Source organism: Gluconobacter sp. (assembly GCF_047723935.1).
In the GTDB taxonomy this organism is placed as follows: domain Bacteria; phylum Pseudomonadota; class Alphaproteobacteria; order Acetobacterales; family Acetobacteraceae; genus Gluconobacter.
Genome location: NZ_JBDOBO010000005.1, coordinates 70123 through 91921, shown reverse-complemented (window position 1 = coordinate 91921; position 21799 = coordinate 70123). Strand labels below are relative to the sequence as shown.

Genomic DNA, 21799 nt, shown 5'->3' with positions numbered 1-21799 from the left:
TTATTCCGGGATACGTTCCAGAAGCCAGGTGACTGTCTGGGAGACAACCTGAAGTGGTTTTGAGGGTGCCGTAGGTTTGGCACTTTCCTGCGCTTCTCCACCATTCTCGGCTGCCTCTTCCGCCGCAGGAAGAACACGCCTGAGAGAAGCAATAACGATCTGCTTGGTCTTTTCACGCCGACCGCGCGCCAAATAGACGTCATCTTCGAGCAGTAGCATGCCGCCCTTCTGACGGAAGCGCCAGATCATGCCGCCCACCTGAAGAATGATATCTTCGTCGTCCCGTGTGACATGCACGTCCGGGTGAATATGGAACCGCAGGGCAAAAGGCGTCTCGCGCTCACCTTCAAGAACTTCCTGCCCGCGCAGGTCTTCTCCGTCTGCCCCAAGGTAGAGACGCCGCGTCCACTTCATACCAAGCGGTGGATGATACCCGTCATGAGACAGATCCAGCCAATGGGCCTCCCCACTGCTTTGATGCTCGCAGGTGACATGCGCCGGACGCCGCGTGACATGTCCGTCAGGCCCGAAGTCTGAGGAAGACAGACCATCCGCGACCAGAACCGTATGCGCTGCACTGGCCCTCAGCGCCTGCGCCCATGCCCCCACCTGCGCACTGCCGCAATTGACGAAAAGACGATGCCGCTGGTTTGAAAACTCGAAAGACAACGTGCCAGCATGCGCTGCCTGATCATAACTGGTCGGTGGAGGCGCACCGCTATCCACAATCAGCAGAGACTTCCCGAGAGCCAGCCGGATAAATTTCCCCTGATGCATGGCAGGCGCAATCAGCTTCTGCCTAGAGCCCTGCGCCAGAACATCTTCCACCATCGCGCTGTAACGCTCGTTGGAACCATTAAAAACGGCCAGGCCACCATCACCATGACGCATGGCACGCAACACCGGGCAGACTCTGTCCAGGGCCACATCAATAAAGGGCGGCACGCTCGAATGCGCTGTGCGGAACATGACAGACATTTCTGCCAGTTCACGCGCCGTCTGATATTGTGCCTCCGGAGACCGCTCAGCAACCGTCCCATCAGAAAGAATCAGACGTTCAATTTCCGCTGGAAGGTAACGCAGGAAGCGCGTCATGAACCCGCTGTGATCCGGCATAGCCAGAGCAGCAGCAAGCAGGCCACGCAGGGCCGTCAGCCCGCGCCAGCCTTGCGGTTCCAGCGGCAAAAGGGCGGCAATGGTCCGCCCCTCTACCAGCATCCGGTCCATGATTTTTTGCTGAAGTTTACGATCCGCCGAAGCCAGGCAGAACTCGTGGTTTGCCAGCCAGGATGAGAGGCGCGCACCTGTTACGCAGGCATCCTTGACCAGCGGATCCGTTGGAGGATGCGACACCCAGTCCGCGACAAGCGCGCGGGCCGTCATGCGGGCATCGTCACTGCCTAATGCGCGCAGATCCCGCAGCCATGCAAAACTTTGCAGCCACTGTTTTGCAGGTTCCGGCCAAGGGCCACGTTCCCACTTTCCGCGCGGCAGATCGTAGTCCTGCCGCTCAAACCGAAAGCGACCCGCGACAAGGCGGGCGCCCTGCTCGGCGTCCCCCTTCCACGGGTCACGATAAATATAAACCGGTCCCTCTGAAGTTCCGCCACCAACGGGCAGTCGTGCGAGTGAAAGTCGTGCGTCCTGAATCCAGCGACGAATGGGCATCAGGCGCTGTCTTCCTTGAACGGGCCTTCAAGTGCATGAATGGCTGAATCACGGTCCGGCTTACCAAAGACGGCAGACCCTGCCACCAGCATCCGCGCGCCGGCAGCCACCACTTTTGGGGCCGTGACCGGGTCAATGCCGCCATCAACCGCCAGCACGATATCACGGCCACTGTCTTCAATCATGCGCGACAGGGTTCGGATTTTTGGCAGCTGGCTTTCCAGAAAGCTCTGGCCGCCAAACCCGGGATTCACTGTCATGACCAGAATGATGTCGACCAGATCAAGCACCTCTGACAGTGCTTCAGGCGGCGTCCCCGGACAGATCGCAATTCCCGGGCGGCAACCGAGCGCACGGATGGTCTGAAGCGTCCGGTGAATATGGGGGGCGTTTTCCACGTGCACCGTAATGTGATCCGCGCCAGCCTTGGCTGTTGCTTCCAGATACGGATCAACCGGATCGATCATCAGATGCACGTCGAACTTCGCATCGGTATGCTTTCGCAAGGCCGAGATCACCCCAGGACCGAACGAGATATTCGGCACAAAATGACCGTCCATTACATCCAGATGTAACCAGGGCGCGCGGGAGATGGATGCAATCTCATCTCCAAGACGGGCGAAGTCGGCAGCCAGCAGGCTGGGGGCGACAATGATCGGGGATCGTTCTGTCATGTTGTTATGTATCGGCAAAGCAACCTCCAGACGCAAGACAGTTCCGCACATCCCCGCGCGTTCGTGAGCGAGTACCGCCGACGAGACCCTCAGGAACCCAACCGCTGCTGATGCGTCCTCATCAGACTGTCTGACTACTACCACCGTAGTATGGAGTTTTTATGACCGATCGCCTCTCCCCCATTCTGCTCAGTAGAGACGCCTGGATCCGCCGACCATCTCACCGGGCATGGCTCGAGATGCAGGGCCGTCGGTTGCTGGATTTCAGCAAGGAAGGTTGTATCGACGGGGGTTTTGCGGGGCTGGATATGGAAGGTCATCTTCCTGAAGGTGCCAAGGCAGAAGCGACCCTGACTGCGCGGTGCGTTCACGCTTATGCGACTGCGGAACTCCAGGGCATTCCAGGAAGCGCGCCGCTCGTCGCACATGGCGTGAATGCGCTCATGACATCCTTTCGGGACCAGCAGCACGGAGGCTGGAACCACTTTGCGGATCAGCCTCACGAGCGCAAGCAGGCCTATCTGCACGCGTTCGTCGCACTTGCCGCGTCCTCTGCTGTTCTGATCGGTGTGGAAGGTGCCAACGCACTTCTCAAAGACGCCATCCATCAGATCGAGACGCATTTCTGGTCTGAAGACGAAGGCGTCATGCGTGAGAGCTTCGCAGATGACTGGTCAGACGAAGAGAACTATCGCGGGGCCAACAGTAACATGCATTCCACAGAAGCCTTCATGGCTCTTGCGGATGTTACCGGCGATGTGAAGTGGTTGCGCCGCGCGCTGCGGATTGTCACCCGGTTTGTGCATGAATTGGCCCCACAGCAGGGCTTCGCAATGCCCGAGCACTTCAACCGAAATTGGGATCTGCTGCAGAATTATCATGAAGACAAACCTACGGACGATCTACGCCCCTACGGCATGACACCGGGTCATTTCGTCGAATGGTCTCACCTGACCGTGAAACTGGAAGCAGCTCTACTCCGCAGGGGCGAAACAGCTCCGGGCTGGATGCTTCATGACGCACAGGCGCTCTTCGAAACCGGAATGAAGTCAGGCTGGAACGTCGATGGTCTTCCCGGAATGGTTTACACAATTGACTGGGATCACAAACCCCATGTGCCTTCGCGCGTCCACTGGGCTCATGCAGAAGCTCTGACGGCGGCAATCAACCTGTATAAGCGCACGGGAAATCCACATTACGAGCACTGGTATCGCACGATCTGGGATTATATCGACACAACCCTCATCGATCGGGATTTTGGCAGCTGGTTCAACGAAGTCAGCCCGGAAGGCGAGCCGACAGAACATATCTACAAAGGTAAGGGCGACCTTTACCATGCCTACCAGTCCACGCTGGCACCGATGATGCCACTGGCTCCGTCACTCGCAACAGCGATTGAACAGATTGGCGTGCCTTACTGAGCAGGGATCGGTTTCGTTACCCAATACACCGGGAGCGCCACGGCCTCCCGGAACAGATAGTAGAGTTCAGGCAGTCGAAAGACTTTCGGATAAGCGCCTGACACGTCTTTCACGCCAGCATGCCGCAATGCCCATTCTGCCCGCATGATGTGAAACCACTGCGAAACGACGACAGCCCCTTCCGGCGCTTCCTGCGCAACATGCAGAGCCGTTAGCCAGGTATTGTTTCCCTGGGAATCAACAATGATCGCTTCGGCCGGAACACCGTGATTTTCCAGCCAGTGCGCCATGATTTCAGCTTCATCCTGATGATTGGAAGTTTCCACAGCTCCACTCACCATCAGTTCCCGAACGCGCTTTTCTTTCCAGAGTAACAATCCGGTTTCCAGACGGTCCTGCAACGCTGGCTTCGGCACGCCCGCATCCGTGACGGCTGTGCCGAAAATGACGCCCATTTCTGCGGGGCTGGCAGAAGCACGCATACCCATTACGGCAACGCATGCGCACCAACTCGCACACAAAATACCGCCAGCCAACGCCGCTGCCGCAATCCGCTTTCCCCAGCGAACGGTCACGAGTGCTTCTCGCCCTGCTGCTCCCGCATGCGCAGGATGTATAACAACGCCACCACTGCCGCCAAAAACCCCGACAGTGCTCCGACTCCCAGGGACCACCGCGGCCCAAAATAATTGGCAACCCATCCCACAACAGGGGCACCAAATGGGGATGATCCTGCAAAAACAGCAAACCGGATGGCCAGCACGCGCCCTCGCATGGATGGGTCGCTCGAGAGCTGCATGAAGCTGTTACTGGTAGCCGTAAATGTCAGAGACGATACGCCGGTAATGAGCAACGTGCAGGCAAAAAGCCAGTATGTCGGGGCCAATGCTCCCAACAGGCAACCAACACCAAAAATCAGTGAGCCATTCAGCAGAACATCAAAATCAGCTTTTTTGCGACTTGCTGCCAGAAAGCCTCCCAGAATGGTGCCAACGGCCATCGCGGAATTCAGAATTCCATAGCCATGCGCGCCGACGTGAAACACACCAACGGCCATGGTCGCAATAAAGATGGGAAAGTTGAGACCAAACGCTCCGATAATAAACAGCATAATCAGAATGGTCCGAAGATCCTCGCGCGCCCAGACATAGCGCAGACCACTGGTCAGGGCATTACGCTCGCTTTCTCTGGCTCTGGCATGCCGAAACAGGTCCTCACGCCGAATAAACAGCAACGAACCCATGACACCGAAAAACGAAACCCCGTTCAGGACAAACGACCAGCCTGAACCAATTTCTGCAATACAGAACCCTGCAACCGCAGGCCCAATCATCCGCCCAGCGTTATAGGACATGGAATTGATGGCCACTGCATTTGGAAGATCGGTCTCTCCCACCAACTCACCGACAAATGTCTGGCGGACAGGACTGTCAAACGCGGCAACACAGCCACTTAGAAACGCAAACAGATCCACCTGCCACAGACGGATCGACCCCGTAACAACAAGCAGGCCGAGTGCAACGGCCAGAACACCCAGAGCACCTTGGGTAAAGAGCAGGAATCGATGCTTCTCAACCCGATCTGCAATCAGTCCGGTCCAGAGCATTAGCAAGAGGGGTGGGGCAAGCTGGAGGGCCATCACGATGCCAATGGCCATGGCATCGTGATGGGTCAGTTCAGTAAGAACAAGCCAGTCCTGCGTGGTAAACTGCATCCATGTCCCGATGTTGGAGAACAGAGCTCCCCACACCCAGACACGATAATTACGCCGCCCCAGAGAGCGGAAAGTGTCACCCAGCATCAGGGGACACTCCAGGCTGAAAACAACAGGAAGACGGACAGACTGGCATCTACCCACTGTCAGGAATCTTACATTAGATGTCGAGGGTTATTCCGCAGGAACGACCCTCACATCATGATTACAGGTGTCCCTGTTCCAGTTCCTGAGCAAGGGCATCGGCATGATAGACGGTCTTGAGTGCAGCCATGATAGCGCTCGTATCCGTCGAAACCGCTCTATTGCGCTCGCCATCGTAATAAAGATCGCCAGCCAGACTATTGAGATTACCGTCGAAAATCAGACCTACCACATTGCCCTGCCGGTTAATGACCGGGGAGCCTGAATTTCCACCCACAATATCATTCGTCGAAACAAAATCGAGATTCGTGGACAGTGTCAGAAGAGGTTTCGCATCAAGCCAGACCTGCGGAAGGCGGAACGGATCGCTGCCGGTCGCATGTTTGTACATTCCGGCAAAGTTTGTGAAGGGCGCAATCGTCTTGGCACCATCCTGCCAGCCTTTGACGGTGCCGTAAGACAGTCTTGGTGAGAATGTAGCATCCGGATAAAGCGTATCTGCCTTTCCTTCTGCCTGTGCGCGCGCAAACTGGGCACGGGCAATCGCACCCTGAGCTTCATGCATTGGTGCTTCGATCTGATCACGGCTTCGATTGCGGATCACATCCAGAACCGGCTGCAACTGACGGGCTAGAACAATCATCGGGTCCGTAGAGGCCTGAATGGCCTTTGCACCACCCTTATACAACGCAAGGCGCTGCGCAGGATCAGCAAGCTTCGTTCCCTGCATCAGCTCCGCAGCGCGTTCATCCGGGCTTTTTGTGCCGAGAACCAGATGAACGGCAGCATCATCCTCACCCAGCATCTGACGCATCGTGGTCATGCCCAGAGCCAGCGTCATGGTTTCCAGATCGACATGCACCGGCACTTTGGCAGAAATTTCAGCTTCAAGTTCAGCCAGTTCGGCATCGTGGTAGCCCGCACGACGCTCGGCATCCGGCTTCTGGCGCTCCTGCGCGGCTGACACGAGCATGACAGCATCACCCAGCAAGCCATGAACTGTACGGGCAATGGCAAAGTCATGGCCATAAGACTGGCGCTGTATGGCCAATGCAGCTTCTACCTTTTTGAACGGCTCACCATAGATCTTGCGGCGCTCGGCATCCGCATCAATCCAGGCCTGTAGAGCACGATCTTCCGCTTCACGCTTTTCCATCACGCCAGGTTCCCGCAGGGCCTTCACGGTGCCCGATAGAGATTTCAGGCCGTTCTGAACGCCGAACAGCGTATTCTGCGCTTCAATCAGATGTTCTTTGCTCTCACGCGAATACTGCCAGAGCGCCCCTTCAATGGTCGAATACACGCCAATGATGGTTGGCAGGATAACATCCCGCTGGAACGTCAATGCACTGGCCGGAAGCGACCGCTGCGTCCGCCCTGGGTTACCAGACGTGAACACCAGCTCTCCCGCTTTTGGTCCTTTCGGATCAAACTTGAAGAAAGGTGTGTGGACCGGCTTACCGTCCTCAAACACCCGCAACATCGACAGATCGATATCATACCGTGGAAAGGTAAAATTGTCCGGATCGCCGCCAAAGAATGCGATATCCTGATCTGGCGCCATCACGAGGCGCACATCCTGATATCGACGATAGCGATACAGGGCGGTCTGACCACCATGGTAAAGCGTCACGACATCACACCGCCAGTGTATTGCATCTCCGCCCGCACATTCCTTCGTCAGAACGCTACTGGCAGCCTGAAGCGCCTTTGCATAATCCGCACCGTGCTTGCCTGCGGTCATATCAGCGACACGGCCTGTCACGTCTTTCACCTGATCCAGACGATCCAGCTCCATACCCGGACATTGCGGCTCTTTGGAAACATCTGCTGCCGAAAAACCATCATGAAAATAATCGTGTGTCTTGTCTGACAGATCCGTCAGGCAGGTATTGGCACAATGATGGTTCGTCATCACCAACCCGTCACCAGAGACAAAGGACGCCGAGCATCCTTCTGCCAGACGTGCTGAAGACTGAATGACGTGGTTGATCCATTCAGCCGAAGGCTCGAAGCCATACTGCTGCTTCAACTGACGAGCTGGCAGATGGTCGAACGTCCACATTCCTTCCTCGGCCTGAGCTGAACCAAGGGCCGTGCTGGCAATGAGCAGAGCAGGCAACAAGCGCTTAACAACACGCATGACAGATCCTAAAAATGTTATCTTATAACAATACTCTATCCTGCTCTGCCTCGCCGCTCCATCCCTGCCGACGAAATTTTGATACCCCCACGCAATACGGAATTTATTGACATTCGCTCGCAGCCCATGAAGGAGTGCGTCTTCACCTTGGGGCGCCCTGACAAAGGGCTGAGAGACTGCTGAGGGTATGCGCTTTAGAGCCATACCAGCGCAGTGACCCATCGAACCTGATCCAGTTCATGCTGGCGGAGGGATGGTGGCTACTGACAGATCCAAAGACTGGATTTTCGGTGTCTCTCGTCGTCCCCGCTGCGCATGGGGGGATCGCAGTATTGCAGGCGGGACAGCACCATCATGACCACCGTATTTGCGCGCAAATCCCGCCAGGTTCCTGTCTTCCTGCTCGGCCTGACCGTTTGTGCCGGTACAGTGCGCGCGGCGGATACCACAGCCCTTACCCCACCTGCGCCCATAGCCCCGAAGGCCGAGCACATCACGGTTCACCGCGTCTCTGACAGTGCGCCCGGACATCAGCCCGGCGGCGGACTGATCCGACCGGAAAACAGCGTGCGCTCTATCAGCACAGTCGGCCGCGACTACATGGACAAGCAGCCCCCGATGGCGACGGCCTATCAGCTCGCCTCCATGCTGCCCGGTGCGAATGTTGCCACATCCGACCCGTTCGGCTTTTCGCCCAACACCAACCTGACCGTTCGCGGCCTGAACAATGATGCCATCGGCTATGTGCTGGAAGGCACGCCGCTGAACGATGTCGCCTATTATTCCGGATATCCGAGCCAGTTCGCTGACAGCGAGAATTATAGTCAGGTCGCACTTGCCCAAGGGTCGGCCGATCTGGACAGTCCGGTTTTGAACGCCGCCGGTGGGCTGATGAGCCTGTCTTTTCTCGATCCGTCACAGAAGGCCGGGGGTTTCGCCAGCGTCTCCTATGGCTCCTTCGACACCAACCGCGAATTCATTCGCCTTGAAACGGGCAACATCGGCAATTCCGGTATTCGTGGCTTTGTATCCTATTCCCACAGCGCCAGCGATAACTGGCGCGGACCGGGGCGGGACAAACGCCAGCATGTCGATTTCAAGTTCCTGAAGGACTGGGGCCAGGGCAACCGCACCAGCCTTATCGGTTCCTTCAACACCACCGTCACCAGCTATTATCCGCAGGTCACGATGGAAAGCTGGAAAGTCGATGGCATCCATGGCGCGAACAACCTTGCAGGCCATTATGACGCCTCCAACGCAGACAACGCCGTCAATTACTGGCGTCTGTGGCGCGCGCAGGAACGCACCTTCTATGCAGGCGCGCCCGTCCATCTGCATCTGACGCATAAGCTTTCCCTGGACGTCACACCTTACGCACAGTTCGCCTATGGCAACGTTCCGGGTGGCTCCACACTGACGGAAACCGGTCTCTATAACGGCACTCAGCCCCTAAGTGACACGCTCACGCTGCCCAATGCACAGGATGGAACTGCTGTCGTGCGTGCCAACTACACGCAACGCAGTTATCGCTCCGGATTCAATTCCACCCTGCATTACAAAACCGGCTGGAACGATTTCGTCCTCGGTTACTGGTATGATTACGGAGACGACAACGAGCAGCAGCCCTTCACAACCGTTTCTGCCACCGGCGCCTCAGGCGATATCTGGGCGGAAAACAACAGTAGCCTGATCCATCTTGCGAACGGACAGAAACTGCTGGGCGGCAGCTTCCACACCATTTCCCAGACCAACGCGCTGTATGTGGGCGATCACATCTCGCTCCTGCATGATCGCCTGACCATCGAGGCGGGTTTCAAGGCCGTCATGATGAGCCGCGCTGGCACGAACAATGTTCCCGGCCCTCAGTATCGTGTGGCGTCAAACAGCATGGAGCCTCTGCCGCGTGTTGGCGTCCGCTGGCGCATTGATGAGCAGAACCAGATCTTCTTCAACGCCACGACCAATTTCCGCGCGCCAGACCAGACGGCGCTTTACAATACCTACGACCCAACCTCCGGCGCACTCGCGACAACAGGCAGTGCGGATGTCCGCAACGAATATTCCATTTCCGAAGAACTGGGATATCGCCGCACAGGACAATGGATCATCGGCAGCCTGACGCTGTTCAACTACAATTTCACCAACCGCCAGATCTCAACGCTGGCCTCCCAGAATGGCTCCATCATTCAGACGACCATGAATGCCGGCGGCCAAACCTCCCGCGGTGTGGATGTGGAAATCGGCCTCCGCCCCTGGCACCACTTCAGCCCCTATGTTTCCGGCGAGTATCTGCACGCCACCATTGATAACAACATTGCCTCCGGCGGCGATCTTCTGCCGACCAAAGGCAAAATGGCCGTTCGCAGCCCGACGCTTCAGGCCGCTGCTGGCATCAGCTACGATGACGGGCATATCTTCGGCGTGGCCACCCTGCATTACACGGGGCACCAATACGCAACGTTCATGAATGATGAGCGGATGTCAGACCGCACAACAGGCGATATTTCCGTCGGCTACCGCTTCGGTGATCTGTCTCGCCTGCACAAGCCAACCCTGCGCCTGAACTTCATCAACATCACCAATGAGCGCTCCCTGTCCGGCGTTGCCAGCCCGACCCTGAACGCAAAGGATACGACCGGCATTTACGGCAGCACGATCAGTGGGAGTGCCCCAAGTTATTACATCGGCGGCGGTTTCGCAGCCCTGTTCACAGCATCCACAGGCTTCTGAACCCGTGGCCGTTCCCGGACAGTTCGGCGTCAATGGTGTGCAGGCTGAACGGCACTGGCCGCCTCTGACACTCGCCGAGGCGAAACGTGTTCTGGCATTTTTTCCCAACACAGCCGTTCCGGAAACCGTTCTGTGGCATGGACAACGCCCATTCTCCGCGACGGCCCTGATCCGCCTTATCGACGGCACGACGCTGTTCCTGAAGCGCCACGACCCACGCCTGCGCGATCAGAATGCCCTGACGGAAGAACATGACTTCATGGCACACCTTGTGCGTCATGACCTACCCGTGACCTCACCGCTCAAAACGCAGAATGGACATTCGGCGCTGACGGATCATGGCTGGGTTTACGAGGTCTTTCCTCCCTTACCCGGTCTGGACCTTTATCGAGACGTTCAATCCTGGGAGCCGTTTCTCTGTTCCAAACAGGCACATACGGCAGGAAGTGCACTCGCTCGCCTGCATCTTGCGGCAACAGATTATACCGCCCGCGCCCGCCCTGATCGGCTTTTGCTGTCCAGCTTCAACGCCATTACCCACCCGGATCTTGAGACTGGCCTTCGCGTCTGGAGCGCGTCTCAACCGGATCTCAATACAACGTTAAATCCTCAATCCTGGCAGCAGATCCTGAGTGTTCTTGAACCTTTCCATGCAAAGCTTCGACCCCTCCTGATGGATATTGTCCCCTGCTGGGGACACGGCGACTGGCATCCATCCAACCAGTTCTGGACTTCGGATACTCCCGATGCCGAAATTTGCGGGATCTTTGATTTTGGCATGTCTGATCGCACCTGCGCCGCTTACGATCTTGCAGTTGCCATTGAACGCACTGCCATCTCATGGCTCTCAACCGATTATCGCGTCTCATGGGACCAGCTAACCGCACTTCTGAGGGGCTATCAGAATATCCGCCCTCTCACACCCCAGGAATGCAAACTGGTTGTTGCGTTTCTACCGCTTGTTCATGTCGAATTCGCATTGTCTGAGGTCGCATATTACAGCGCGCTGCTTCGCGATGAGGCATCCGCACACGTTGCCTATGCGGACTATCTTCTGGGTCATGCCCACTGGTTTGCAGGCCATGAAGGACAACACCTTCTGAACTGGCTCCGTAAAACTCTGAACGGCACTGCGGTATGTCCCTGACAGAACTCATTGCGGCCCTGCTCAGCGCCATGGGCGTGTGGTTGACAGCACGCCGCAACATGGCCTGTTGGCCATTCTCTCTTCTTGCCGCACTCTTATATGGATGGGTATTTTTTAAAGCCCATCTTTATGCTGATGCCTGCCTTCAGGCTGTATTCTGTGGCTGTCTGATTTATGGCTGGTGGTGCTGGATAAGAGATGGCGCTCAGGGTGATGATACCCTGCATATTCGGCCGCTTTCAGGGCGCGGGCTTCTCTTCGGTCTACTGAGCGGCGCACTAGGCGGCGGATTGTGGGCTTTCTGTCTGGCGCGTTTTACAGATGACCCCACCCCGATGGCTGATGCTTTCCTGAGTAGTTACAGTCTGGTCGCGCAGATCTGGGCCGCGCGACGCCATACGATCAGTTGGGCCTGCTGGATCGTGATCGACACAGCTTATGTTGCCATGTTCATCAATCGCACCCTTTATCCAACGGCTGCACTTTACGCGATATTTGTGGGGCTGGCGGTACATGGACTGTTCAAATGGCAAAGAGCGTCTCAAGAATAACGGGAAAGCAGAGTGTGCTTTCCCGCCATATGAGGAACAGTCTCTCAACCGAAACGCATTTCCCTCAATACGCTACGCTGACTTCTCCCAGGAACATGCGCCCTGCGGATGGCGTTGAACGGTTTGAGAAAAGACTCTGATAGTTCAGTCTGTTGGCCAGATTGTAGCCATTCATGGAGATTTTCCAATGCTGATTGAAGCGATGGGAAATCATGGCACTGAAGTCTAGGTTGGCGGGTGCACGCAGCGTATTGGCCGCATTCAACCAGACATGCTCACGCCAGGTCAGTCCACCACCCACCGTCAGGTTATAGGGCTTATCCGGGAAGGCACTATATGCGGACCAGAGTGTTGCCTGATTGTGCGGCACATACTGAACATTCTTGCCACGGTTTGCCTTCGTGGCGGAAGACGTCGTGCTGCTGTCATAGAGGGCATAAGTCGCTGACACGTTCCAGCCTGGCAGAATGACGCCCCCGACAGACAGTTCCAGTCCCTGATTGCGCTGCCGATCAGAAGACCCCTGAATTTCACCGGTCACCGGATCAGCATTCAGCGCATTGCCCTTGTCCAGACGGAACAGTGAGGCGGTTAGACCCAGGCGGTCATGGAGAATGCTGTACTTGGCCCCAAGCTCATAAAGCTGAGCCTTCTCCGGGCTGGCAAAAGAATTGGTTCCCGGACGAATGGGTACAGACCCGTTGGTGACGTACATTCCCATTGGGGTCGTGGAATTGGCCCAAGTGAAATAATAGGTCTGATGTTCGTCTGGTGTTACGACAAGGCTAGCGTTCGGATTGAAGACGCCTGTAACATCATGAAAATGCTGATCGGGGTTCTTCGCAACATTGCCTCCCGTCAGATTATAGCTTGTCTGCCAGCGATCCCAGCGGAAACCACCTTTCACAGAGAGCCACTTGGTGAACCAGATCTGATCGAACAGGAACAGACCGGTGTCGAACCCGTAACCATTGCTGTGAGACTTCGCGCCCAGTGAACCCAGAGACACCAGACCACCCGGATTCATGTCCCCTGGTACGAGATCCAGATTTCCCACATGCGGGTTTGGATTAACAAGGTTCGCATAAGGTTTTGGCTTCAGATACGTCGACTGGGAGCGAACATCATTAACGCGCTCCACATCAAACCCAGCAACCAGTTGATGCTTGAGAAAGCTCGTATGGAAATCAGCCACCATTGAGCCGACATTCTGCACAGACCAGCTTGTTTGCTCATAAGGTAACGGTGCCATGTACGTTCCGGCGCCCGTGCCCGCGCCTGCACCAACAGGCCCGGAACGCGCAACAAGTGCTTTTGAGGCATCCCCGTTGAAGTAATTATTCACACAGGTGGTATCGCAGGTCGCTTTTGAGGCTGCAAAAGACCGGTAATATTCACCACCACGCAAATCGTCATAGAACGTGACATGCTTGTTCAGCTTGAAGCTGAAACGTGCTGTTTCCATGTTGGAGTTGGTGGCGTTCTGGTCGTTATCCGTTCCGTACCAGTTCGTCCGACGGATACCGTATTCCGTAATAGGCTGCCCGTACTTTGCGCCCGGCTTGGTAACGACCGGGACACCGAAATCAGGAACGGAGTTTTCCTGCTGGTGCATGTACTGCAGAATAAGTGTTGTTCTCTTACCGATCCCAAATGCAAGCGACGGAGCAACACCCCAGCGATGGGAGAAGATATAATCTCGTCCTACAACATTATGCTCATCGCCCATGCCCGTAATCCGGAAGGCTGTAGAGTCATTGATTTTCTGGTTCACATCCAGCGTGCCGCGATAATAACTGCCTGATCCGCCTGAAAAATCAGCGGCATAATGGTTCTTCAAACCCGGGGTTTTAGTCACCATGTTGATGGCGCCACCCGTCGTACCATTCCCGAAAACTTCGGAAGACGGCCCCTTGATGACAGACACGTTTTCGAAATTGAATGAATCGCGGGAATACACACCGAAGTCCCGTAAGCCATCTTCATAAATATCATTCTGGGCCTGAAATCCGCGGATCAGAAACTGATCGCCATTCATGCCACCAGCGCCCTCACCGATGGACGTTGTTACACCCGGCACATTCCTGAGAGCTTCATCGAGAGATTTGACATTCTGCTGCTGCATCAGGGCCTGCGGCACAACATTGATGTTCTGCGGCGTATGCATGACATCCTGCGGCATCCGGGAGAGCCCGAGGGACTGATGCATGGTGTTAAACCCATGCCCCTGAACTGTCAGATGTTCGACATCCGATCCTTCGATATCCGTTGGATCTTCAAAATGCCGCGTCGATGACTCGGGTTTACGCTCTGGCTTTTTTTCATGCTTCACAGGGTCGGCAGCATACCCTTGGGAAGACATCAGGAGCGTACCGGCAACTGAAAGAGACGTAATGTGTGTGCGCAGCGAGCCTGTCACCGGAACCTCTTCATTCAGACAAGTTATTTTACATTCGGGAATCCCTATATTGGTAATGAGAAACATTCTCAATAGGGTTTTGATAAAGTGTGTCTGTTTTCCGACAAACTCGGTCATGCGAGGACACAGGCAGGCCCCGTCCCCATACGCAAAAAAAAAGCCCCGCACCTGAAAACAGGGCGGCGCTTTCTAAAACAGTCGTCGAAGAAACAGATCAGTTCGGCGTTTCATCGTCCGGCGCAAGCGGCTGAACATGTGTCACTTTTCCGTAGCGATCATAGTAGATCACGGCATCGCCACGACGTTCGGCATAACCATCGGGCTGGCCGTCACGAGTGCGGAAAAGCAGCCGAAACGCATCCGGCTGTTCAACCACCTTGTCCCCTGGCGGACGATACTTGAAGCGACTGAAGTCAGCATGGCTCCGGGGAAGCGAGGAGCTATGATACAGCTCGTGCATGCTTGGCTTCTTGGGCCCGTCACCCTCGGCATCCTGCGCGACAGCCGTGCCCGTCAGGGCTAGAACGGCTAAAGTGGTAGTCAGGATCCTGCGCATGATGCTCTCCGGTCAGTGCGTTGCGGCAGGCACTGTAGGCGAAACCGTCTTCTGGCTCCAGCCACCGCCAAGCGCACGGTAAAGCGTGACGAGGTTCTGGAACCGGGCCGCCTGAACCAGAATGGCATTCTGCTGAGCCTGATAAAGCGTTCTCTGCTGCTCAAGCGTCGTCAGATAACTGTCGATCCCGGCATCATACCGCATCTTCGCCAGGTCATAGGCCTTCTGTGACTGATCAACGAGGGACTGCATATGGCGGTCCTGAGACAGATACGTCTCACGGGCCGTCAACGCATCCGACACTTCCCGGAAAGCCGTCTGCACAGTCTTTTCATACTGTGCCGCATATTGAAGCTTCTGCGCCTTCGCCATCAACAGATTGCCTTCACTCTGGCCCCAGGTGAAAATCGGCAAACTGATGGATGGTGAAACAGTCCATGTCTCCGCCCCAGGCGTGAACAGCTTGCGAAACTGGAGCGAGCTTGTGCCTTCGGAAGCCGTCAGTGTCACTTTTGGGAAGAACGCGGCGCGTGCGGCACCAATATTCGCGTTGGCACCGATCAGAGTATGTTCGGCAGCCACGATGTCAGGCCGCTGTGCGAGCAGATCCGACGGCAGACCTTCCGGAAGGTTTGCGATCATGGTCTGCGTACCGAACGGCGCCGGTGGCGGCAGATCGGCGGGCAGAGGCGTTCCGACCAGCAACTGAAGCGCATGCTCGTCATCCGCTACGGCGCGGGCATACTGCGCCTCATTGGCGGAAGCCTGCTCAACCTGGGTTTTGACCTGCGCAAGCGTGAGCGCATCCGTTTCGCCATTGTCATACGACAACTGCGTCAAACGCAGGGTCTCTCCCTGCGACTTCAGCGTCCCGCGTGTGACACGAAGCTGTTCCCTGTCAGCCAGCCATTGAATGTAGGTTGTCCCCACCTGTGACACGGTGGTGAGCAGAACATTCCGGGCATTCTCCACGCTGTTAAGAACGGTTTCAGCCTGCTGCCTCGTCAGATTGCGAATACGTCCCCAGAGATCCACCTCATAAGACGAAAATCCGATGGACGTCTGATACAGGCGCAATGTGGAAACAGAAGTACCCAGTCCTGGAGCAAACGAGAATCCCGCCGTATCAGACGGCGCCATGAACATCCCCTGCCCCCCAGCAGAAATAATGGGGAACAGGGACGCATTCTGGATTTCATACTGCCCACGCGCAACCGTGACAGCCGCTGCCTGCGCCGCCAGATCACGATTGTTCTTCAGAGCCAGCTGAACGAGCGCCTTCAACCGCGGGTCGGTATAAAAATCTTCCCAGCCGAGATTGGCAACGCTGCTGACCGCAGGTGCATTTTTTGCACCTGTGTCGGCAGGATAACCATTCTGCACAGCCTGCGTTGGCTGGTGGTATTTAGGAGCCATGTTACAGCCGGAAAGCATCAACAGCGCGGCAAATCCAAGACGGGCCTTCATGCGCCGTGCTCCCCTTCAATGGCAGGTGTCGCCTTATTATCAAGATGGGCATAGGCGTCCTTCCGATCCCGGATCCGGACCACACGGAACAGACGCAGCACCACCACGAAGAATACCGGCACGAAGTAAATCGCAAGCAAGGTTGCAGAGAGCATGCCGCCCACCACGCAGGTTCCGATAGCCACACGTGCAGCAGAGCCTGCCCCCGTTGCGATCGCAAGCGGGAACACACCGCAGACAAACGCAATGGACGTCATGAGAATTGGCCTCAGACGTTCGCGCCCGGCTTCAATCACGGACTCTTCCAGAGACTGCCCTTCTTCGAAGAAAGCCTTGGCAAATTCCACAATCAGGATCGCGTTCTTCACAGACAGGCCCACTGTCGTCAGCAGACCAACCTGGAAGTAAACGTCGTTGGAAAGGCCACGTCCCAGCGTTGCAGCAATCGCTCCGAGCACACCCAGTGGCAGCACCAGAAGCACGGCAAACGGAATGGCCCAGCTTTCATAGAGCGCGGCAAGACAGAACATGATCACGATAGCTGCCAGAGCATAAAGCGGCCCCGTTGAACCACTGGATGCAAGCTGCTCGTAAGACAGACCCGTCCACTCATACCCAATGCCACGTGGCAGCTTGGCGAGGATCTTCTCCATCTCGCTCATAGCCTGACCGGAACTGGACCCAACCGCAGGCTGCCCCTGAATCTCGTAGGAGTTCATGCCGTTGTAGTCTTCGACCTTCTGCGGGCCGCTTTCCCACGTCCCGGACGCAAAGGCATTGAACGGAACCATCGTGCCCGTCGTATTGCGGACGTACCAGCGGTTCAGATCTTCCGGTGTCATACGTGCCCAGGGTTCACCCTGAATATAGACCTGCTTCACACGGTCATCGCGCATGAACTGGTTGACGTAGATGGAGCCAAGAGCACCTTCCAGCGTCGTGTTGATGTCAGCGTTGGTCAGACCAAGCGCATTCGCACGTTCACGGTTGATGTCCAGCTTGAACTGCGGCGCATCTTCCATGCCAAGCGGACGTACAGCCTGAAGCAGCGGATTTTTAGCTGCTTCCATCAGCACCTGATTACGCGCGGCCAGCAGTGCTGCGTGACCCAGATGTCCTGTGTCCTCAAGTTCCAGATCGAAACCGGTAGCGTTACCCAGCTCCATCACGGCAGGCGGATTAACTGCGAAGATCTGCGCGTCCGGATCCATCCAGAAGTGCATCATGATTTCACGAGACACAGTCATCGTCGTATGGGCCGCACCGGGACGCTGATCCCAAGGTTTCATTCTAATGAAGAATGCGCCTGCAGACTGGCCCTGTCCGGCGAAGCTGAAGCCGTTCATCGTGAAGACAGACTGAACGTAATCCCCGTAATTTTTCAGGACGTAATCCGTAATCTTCTGATTGACGGCCGCCGTCTGCTCCTGCGTTGCGTTATTCCTCATCGTGACCTGGCCAAAGATGATCCCCTGATCTTCGTCAGGAAGGAATCCACCGGGCACACGAGTAAACAGGAACACCACACCCGCGGTCAGCAACAAAAACACGATCATGCTGACAACAGGAGCGCGGATCAGCCACTTCACGCCACTCAGATAACCATTGGTCAGGCGATCAAAATTGCGGTTGAACCAGGCTGCCGGACCACGCTCATGTCCCTTATGGGTCGGCTTGAGCATGGACCCGCAAAGTGCCGGCGTCATGACCATAGCCACCAGAACAGACAACCACATGGCAGCAACAATGGTGATGGAGAACTGGCGATAAATCACACCGGTAGAGCCACCAAAGGCAGCCATCGGCAGGAACACGGCCGTCAGAACCAGCACGATACCAATCAGGGCGCCGGAAATTTCGTCCATGGACTGACGGGCTGCTTCCTTGGGAGACAGGCCCTCATCCGTCATCACACGCTCGACGTTTTCAACAACGACGATCGCATCGTCCACGAGCAGACCAACAGCCAGAACCATAGCCAGCATGGTCAGCGTGTTGATGCTGTATCCCATCACGGACAGGAGCCCGAACGTGCCCAGAAGAACAACCGGCACAGCAATCGTCGGGATCAGCGTGGCACGGAAATTCTGCAGGAAGATCAGCATCACGAAGAACACGAGAATGATGGCAATAACCAGCGTCTCGATGACTTCCTTGATAGAAAGTGTAATAAACGGCTCGGTATCCAGCGGATAAACCAGCTTTAGACTATGGGGGAAATAACGCTGCAGGTCCGTCATCTTGGCGCGAACTGCGGCCTCTGTCTGAAGCTGGTTAGCACCCGGCGCCAGCTTCAGCGCCATCGCAGATGCAGGATGACCGTTATAGACGGAACCCAGAGCATAACTCTGTGCGCCCAGTTCAACACGGGCCACGTCGCTCAGGCGAACCTGACTGCCGTCCTGCTGAACCTTAAGCAGAATCTTGTTGAATTCTTCAGGCGAACTCAGACGCGTCGGGCCAATAACCGTCGCATCAAATCCGATGCCCTTCTTTGCGGGCAGACCACCCAGTTCACCAGACGAAACCTGAATATTCTGTGCCTGAATGGCAGACTGCACATCCCCAACCGTCAGGCCGTAATTATACAGCCGGGACGGATCCAGCCAGATTCGCATGGCATACTCAGAGCCAAACAGCGTGTGGTCACCCACGCCTGACACACGTGACAATGGATCAGAAATGTTGGAAGCCACGTAATCTGCGATGTCCTGGCCGGACATGCTGCCATCTTCGGAAATGAAGGCCAGAACCATCATGAAATTCTTGGTGGCCTTCGTAACGCTCAGACCCTGAGCCGTCACTTCGGAAGGCAGACGCGGCTGCGCCAGTTGGAGCTTGTTCTGGACCTGAACCTGAGCAATGTCAGGGTTCGTTCCCTGCTCGAAGGTCAGGTCGATTTCCATCTGGCCGCTCGCATAGGACGAAGCAGACAGATACTCGAGATGATCCAGACCATACATCTGCTGCAGGATCGGACGGACGACCGTATTGTTCACGGTTTCCGCCGAAGCGCCCGGATACATGACGGAAATGGCGATCTGCGGCGGTGCGATGCTTGGATACTGGGCAATCGGCATGCGGGTGATGGCGACGCCACCCACCAGCATGATGATCAGCCCGATCACCCAGGCAAAGATCGGCCGATCAATGAAAAAGCGTGAGAGCGTCATGTGCTGTTACTCAGCCTTTCCCGCAGGAACGTCCTGAGGTGCGACCTTCGCACCCGGCTGAACCTTCTGCAGACCATTCACGATGATCTTGTCGCCAGCCTTGACGCCGCCCGTCACCAGCCAGTCCTTTCCAACTGTCCGGGACGTCTGGATGGCGCGCTGCTGCACCTTGTTTTCTGCATCAACAATCATCACAAAGGGGTTGCCCTTAGAATCACGCTGGACAGCCACCTGCGGCACCAGAATGCCGTTCGGGTCGATACCTTCGCGGATATGGGCATGCACAAACATTCCCGGCAGAAGCAGATGATCCGGGTTCGGGAAAACAGCTCGCATGACAAGCGTTCCCGTTGCAGGATCGACCGTGACTTCCGAAAGCTGGAGCTTGCCGCGCTGGGGATAATCTGAATCATCTTCCAGCTTCAGACCCACAGCAGCGGCATCATCGCCTTTACGCTCAACCTGCCCCGTTGCCAGTTCATGCTTGAGACGCAGCATGTCAGAGGCCGCCAGATTGACGTCCACATAAATCGGATCAAGCCGTGTCACCACTGCGATCGGCTGTGTCTGCCCTGCCGTAAGCAGCGCACCCGGCGTATAAAGCGTACGGCCGATACGGCCATCAATCGGCGCGCGGACATGAGTGTAATTGAGATTGACTTCGGCAGCCTCAAGATTGGCTTTCGCCTGAGCAACCTGCGCTTCAGCTTCGCGGGCCGTTGCAAGCGTGTTGTCATAGTCCTGTGAGCTGACAGCATGCGCCTTGACCAGCGGCGCATAACGGCGAAGCTGACCAGCCGCGCGCGTGGCAACGGCCTGCGCATTCATGAGCTGAGCCTTGGCTTGGTCATAAGCGGCCTGATACGGCGCAATATAAACCTGGAACAGCTGCTGCCCTTTTTTGACGTCAGCACCCTGCTCAAAGTCACGCGAGACAATCACACCATTCACCTGCGGACGGATCTGCGCCTGTTCATAGGCATCCGTTCGGCCGGGAAGAGACGTCTCCAGCGTAACCGGCTGGGTTTGCAGTGTCATAACGCCAACAGGCTGCGGCGGCAATTGTGGAGCAGCAGCTTTTTTCTGACAGCCAGCAACCAAGAAAGGCATGGCTGCCAGCAAAGGGATCATTGTTTTGGCCTGACGGCGCATCTGACCTTTCTCCAAGACGACAGTCGCGGACGACATCCAAAATGTTTTCTGAAAAGAAGGCATGATACAGCCGCTATCCTGTGATACAGAAACCACGCAGTTTCCAGTTGTTCCGGAAACTAGCCGGTTTCTTTGATGAACGTCAATTCGGCCGGTACGAATAATCCCGGAGTTGATCTTGAACAGTCCCACTTCCGCCCTACCCGATACCCGCAAGCTGCGGTGCTGCGATCATAACGGTTCAGTGGATGACGTAGAGCGCAAGACGCGGATCCTGAATGCTGCAAGTTCAATGCTCACGACTCATGGCTATCATGCAGCATCCATGGACAGCATTGCTACGTGCTCCGGGATGTCCAAAAAGACGCTCTACCAGTTTTTCGAGTCTAAAAAATCTCTTTTCGAGACCCTTATTATCGAACGGCTTTTCGCCCCGATCCCTTACACTCCGGTTGAAACAGATCCGCTGCCCCAACAGCTCCAGATGATGATGATGCTTATCGCAGAGCAGCTTTTCGACGAAGAGCGGCTTGGTCTGCTGAAATCTATTATCACGGAAACCACGCGCAATCCTGCCGTACGTCAAATCGTCACAGATCTGTTTCATCTCTCTGGTCGCGCGCTACCGGTTCAACAGTGGCTGACCCAGCAGGTCCAGGCTGGCCACCTTGATATCGAGAACATCGAAGAGGCCGCTGACCTACTTTTCAGCATGACCCTTGGCGGCCCGCTGCTCGCGCATCTGACTCACTGCAAGCCTCCCAAGGAAGGCGAAAATCTGGCCCATTTTATGGCGTATGGCATCCAGACTTTTCTCAAGGCCCATAGTACCTGACTGCT

15 protein-coding genes and 1 riboswitch are annotated in these 21799 nt (G+C 56.0%); of the genes, 5 read left to right on the top strand and 10 right to left on the bottom strand.

Going from position 1 to position 21799, the window contains the following annotated elements:
- Both ABF979_RS04565 and rpe read right to left on the bottom strand, forming a co-directional pair.
- A complete protein-coding gene (locus ABF979_RS04565) occupies positions 1-1668 on the bottom strand; it encodes a heparinase II/III family protein (protein ID WP_415558092.1) in 1668 nt (555 codons plus the stop codon).
- Positions 1668-2342 (bottom strand): ribulose-phosphate 3-epimerase, encoded by a 675-nt coding sequence (rpe, locus tag ABF979_RS04560; RefSeq protein ID WP_046900742.1) that lies wholly within the window; start codon positions 2340-2342, stop codon positions 1668-1670. Before rpe ends, ABF979_RS04565 begins: the two co-directional genes overlap by 1 nt.
- 161 nt (positions 2343-2503) lie before the next feature.
- Between rpe and ABF979_RS04555 the strand changes: the two genes are divergently transcribed.
- Positions 2504-3763: an AGE family epimerase/isomerase gene (locus ABF979_RS04555; RefSeq protein ID WP_099211765.1), complete on the top strand. Its 1260-nt coding sequence runs from the start codon at positions 2504-2506 to the stop codon at positions 3761-3763.
- On the opposite strand, the gene ABF979_RS04550 is transcribed toward ABF979_RS04555, so the two are convergent.
- The 3 genes from ABF979_RS04550 to ABF979_RS04540 all read right to left on the bottom strand — a co-directional run bounded on the left by ABF979_RS04550 (position 3757) and on the right by ABF979_RS04540 (position 7764).
- Positions 3757-4338, bottom strand: a complete 582-nt coding sequence (locus ABF979_RS04550; RefSeq protein ID WP_415558090.1) for a YdcF family protein — start codon at positions 4336-4338, stop codon at positions 3757-3759. The genes ABF979_RS04555 and ABF979_RS04550 overlap by 7 nt on opposite strands.
- Positions 4335-5564, bottom strand: coding sequence for an MFS transporter (locus tag ABF979_RS04545; RefSeq protein ID WP_415558088.1), 1230 nt, complete (start codon positions 5562-5564; stop codon positions 4335-4337). Before ABF979_RS04545 ends, ABF979_RS04550 begins: the two co-directional genes overlap by 4 nt.
- 118 nt (positions 5565-5682) lie before the next feature.
- Positions 5683-7764, bottom strand: a complete 2082-nt coding sequence (locus ABF979_RS04540) for a S46 family peptidase (protein WP_415558086.1) — start codon at positions 7762-7764, stop codon at positions 5683-5685.
- A 138-nt stretch (positions 7765-7902) separates the two neighbouring features.
- A riboswitch (TPP riboswitch) is annotated at positions 7903-8035 on the top strand.
- An 83-nt stretch (positions 8036-8118) separates the two neighbouring features.
- Here ABF979_RS04540 and ABF979_RS04535 point away from each other — a divergent pair.
- The 3 genes from ABF979_RS04535 to pnuC are packed head-to-tail and all read left to right on the top strand — an operon-like array spanning position 8119 to position 12192.
- A complete protein-coding gene (locus ABF979_RS04535; RefSeq protein ID WP_415558084.1) occupies positions 8119-10494 on the top strand; it encodes a TonB-dependent receptor in 2376 nt (791 codons plus the stop codon).
- Positions 10495-10498: 4 nt separating this feature from the next.
- Positions 10499-11641, top strand: coding sequence for a phosphotransferase enzyme family protein (locus ABF979_RS04530; protein ID WP_415558082.1), 1143 nt, complete (start codon positions 10499-10501; stop codon positions 11639-11641).
- A complete protein-coding gene (gene pnuC / locus ABF979_RS04525; protein ID WP_202207156.1) occupies positions 11632-12192 on the top strand; it encodes a nicotinamide riboside transporter PnuC in 561 nt (186 codons plus the stop codon). Before ABF979_RS04530 ends, pnuC begins: the two co-directional genes overlap by 10 nt.
- 64 nt (positions 12193-12256) lie before the next feature.
- On the opposite strand, the gene ABF979_RS04520 is transcribed toward pnuC, so the two are convergent.
- The 5 genes from ABF979_RS04520 to ABF979_RS04500 form a co-directional block, all read right to left on the bottom strand.
- Positions 12257-14611, bottom strand: a complete 2355-nt coding sequence (locus ABF979_RS04520; RefSeq protein WP_415558079.1) for a TonB-dependent receptor — start codon at positions 14609-14611, stop codon at positions 12257-12259.
- Positions 14612-14825: 214 nt separating this feature from the next.
- Positions 14826-15167, bottom strand: a complete 342-nt coding sequence (locus tag ABF979_RS04515; protein ID WP_202207155.1) for a hypothetical protein — start codon at positions 15165-15167, stop codon at positions 14826-14828.
- Between the two features lie 12 nt (positions 15168-15179).
- Positions 15180-16634, bottom strand: coding sequence for an efflux transporter outer membrane subunit (locus ABF979_RS04510; RefSeq protein WP_415558077.1), 1455 nt, complete (start codon positions 16632-16634; stop codon positions 15180-15182).
- A complete protein-coding gene (locus tag ABF979_RS04505; RefSeq protein ID WP_415558075.1) occupies positions 16631-19807 on the bottom strand; it encodes an efflux RND transporter permease subunit in 3177 nt (1058 codons plus the stop codon). Before ABF979_RS04505 ends, ABF979_RS04510 begins: the two co-directional genes overlap by 4 nt.
- A 6-nt stretch (positions 19808-19813) precedes the next feature.
- Positions 19814-21022 carry an efflux RND transporter periplasmic adaptor subunit gene (locus ABF979_RS04500; protein ID WP_415558073.1) on the bottom strand — a complete coding sequence of 403 codons (1209 nt, stop codon included), beginning with the start codon at positions 21020-21022 and terminating at the stop codon, positions 19814-19816.
- A 115-nt stretch (positions 21023-21137) separates the two neighbouring features.
- On the opposite strand from ABF979_RS04500, the gene ABF979_RS04495 reads away from it, so the two are divergent.
- Entirely contained in the window at positions 21138-21794 is a 657-nt protein-coding gene (locus ABF979_RS04495; RefSeq protein WP_415558071.1) for a TetR/AcrR family transcriptional regulator, read from the top strand.
- The last annotated feature ends 5 nt before the right edge of the window (positions 21795-21799 follow it).

Excerpts from the sequence above, each read along its gene's own strand:
- ABF979_RS04565 (WP_415558092.1), bottom strand. The coding sequence starts at position 1,668 with ATGCCCATTCGTCGCTGGATTCAGGACGCACGACTTTCACTCGCACGA.
- rpe (WP_046900742.1), bottom strand. The coding sequence starts at position 2,342 with ATGACAGAACGATCCCCGATCATTGTCGCCCCCAGCCTGCTGGCTGCC.
- ABF979_RS04555 (WP_099211765.1), top strand. The coding sequence starts at position 2,504 with ATGACCGATCGCCTCTCCCCCATTCTGCTCAGTAGAGACGCCTGGATC.
- ABF979_RS04545 (WP_415558088.1), bottom strand. The coding sequence starts at position 5,564 with ATGCTGGGTGACACTTTCCGCTCTCTGGGGCGGCGTAATTATCGTGTC.
- ABF979_RS04540 (WP_415558086.1), bottom strand. The coding sequence starts at position 7,764 with ATGCGTGTTGTTAAGCGCTTGTTGCCTGCTCTGCTCATTGCCAGCACG.
- ABF979_RS04535 (WP_415558084.1), top strand. The coding sequence starts at position 8,119 with ATGACCACCGTATTTGCGCGCAAATCCCGCCAGGTTCCTGTCTTCCTG.
- pnuC (WP_202207156.1), top strand. The coding sequence starts at position 11,632 with ATGTCCCTGACAGAACTCATTGCGGCCCTGCTCAGCGCCATGGGCGTG.
- ABF979_RS04515 (WP_202207155.1), bottom strand. The coding sequence starts at position 15,167 with ATGCGCAGGATCCTGACTACCACTTTAGCCGTTCTAGCCCTGACGGGC.
- ABF979_RS04510 (WP_415558077.1), bottom strand. The coding sequence starts at position 16,634 with ATGAAGGCCCGTCTTGGATTTGCCGCGCTGTTGATGCTTTCCGGCTGT.
- ABF979_RS04505 (WP_415558075.1), bottom strand. The coding sequence starts at position 19,807 with ATGACGCTCTCACGCTTTTTCATTGATCGGCCGATCTTTGCCTGGGTG.
- ABF979_RS04500 (WP_415558073.1), bottom strand. The coding sequence starts at position 21,022 with ATGCCTTCTTTTCAGAAAACATTTTGGATGTCGTCCGCGACTGTCGTC.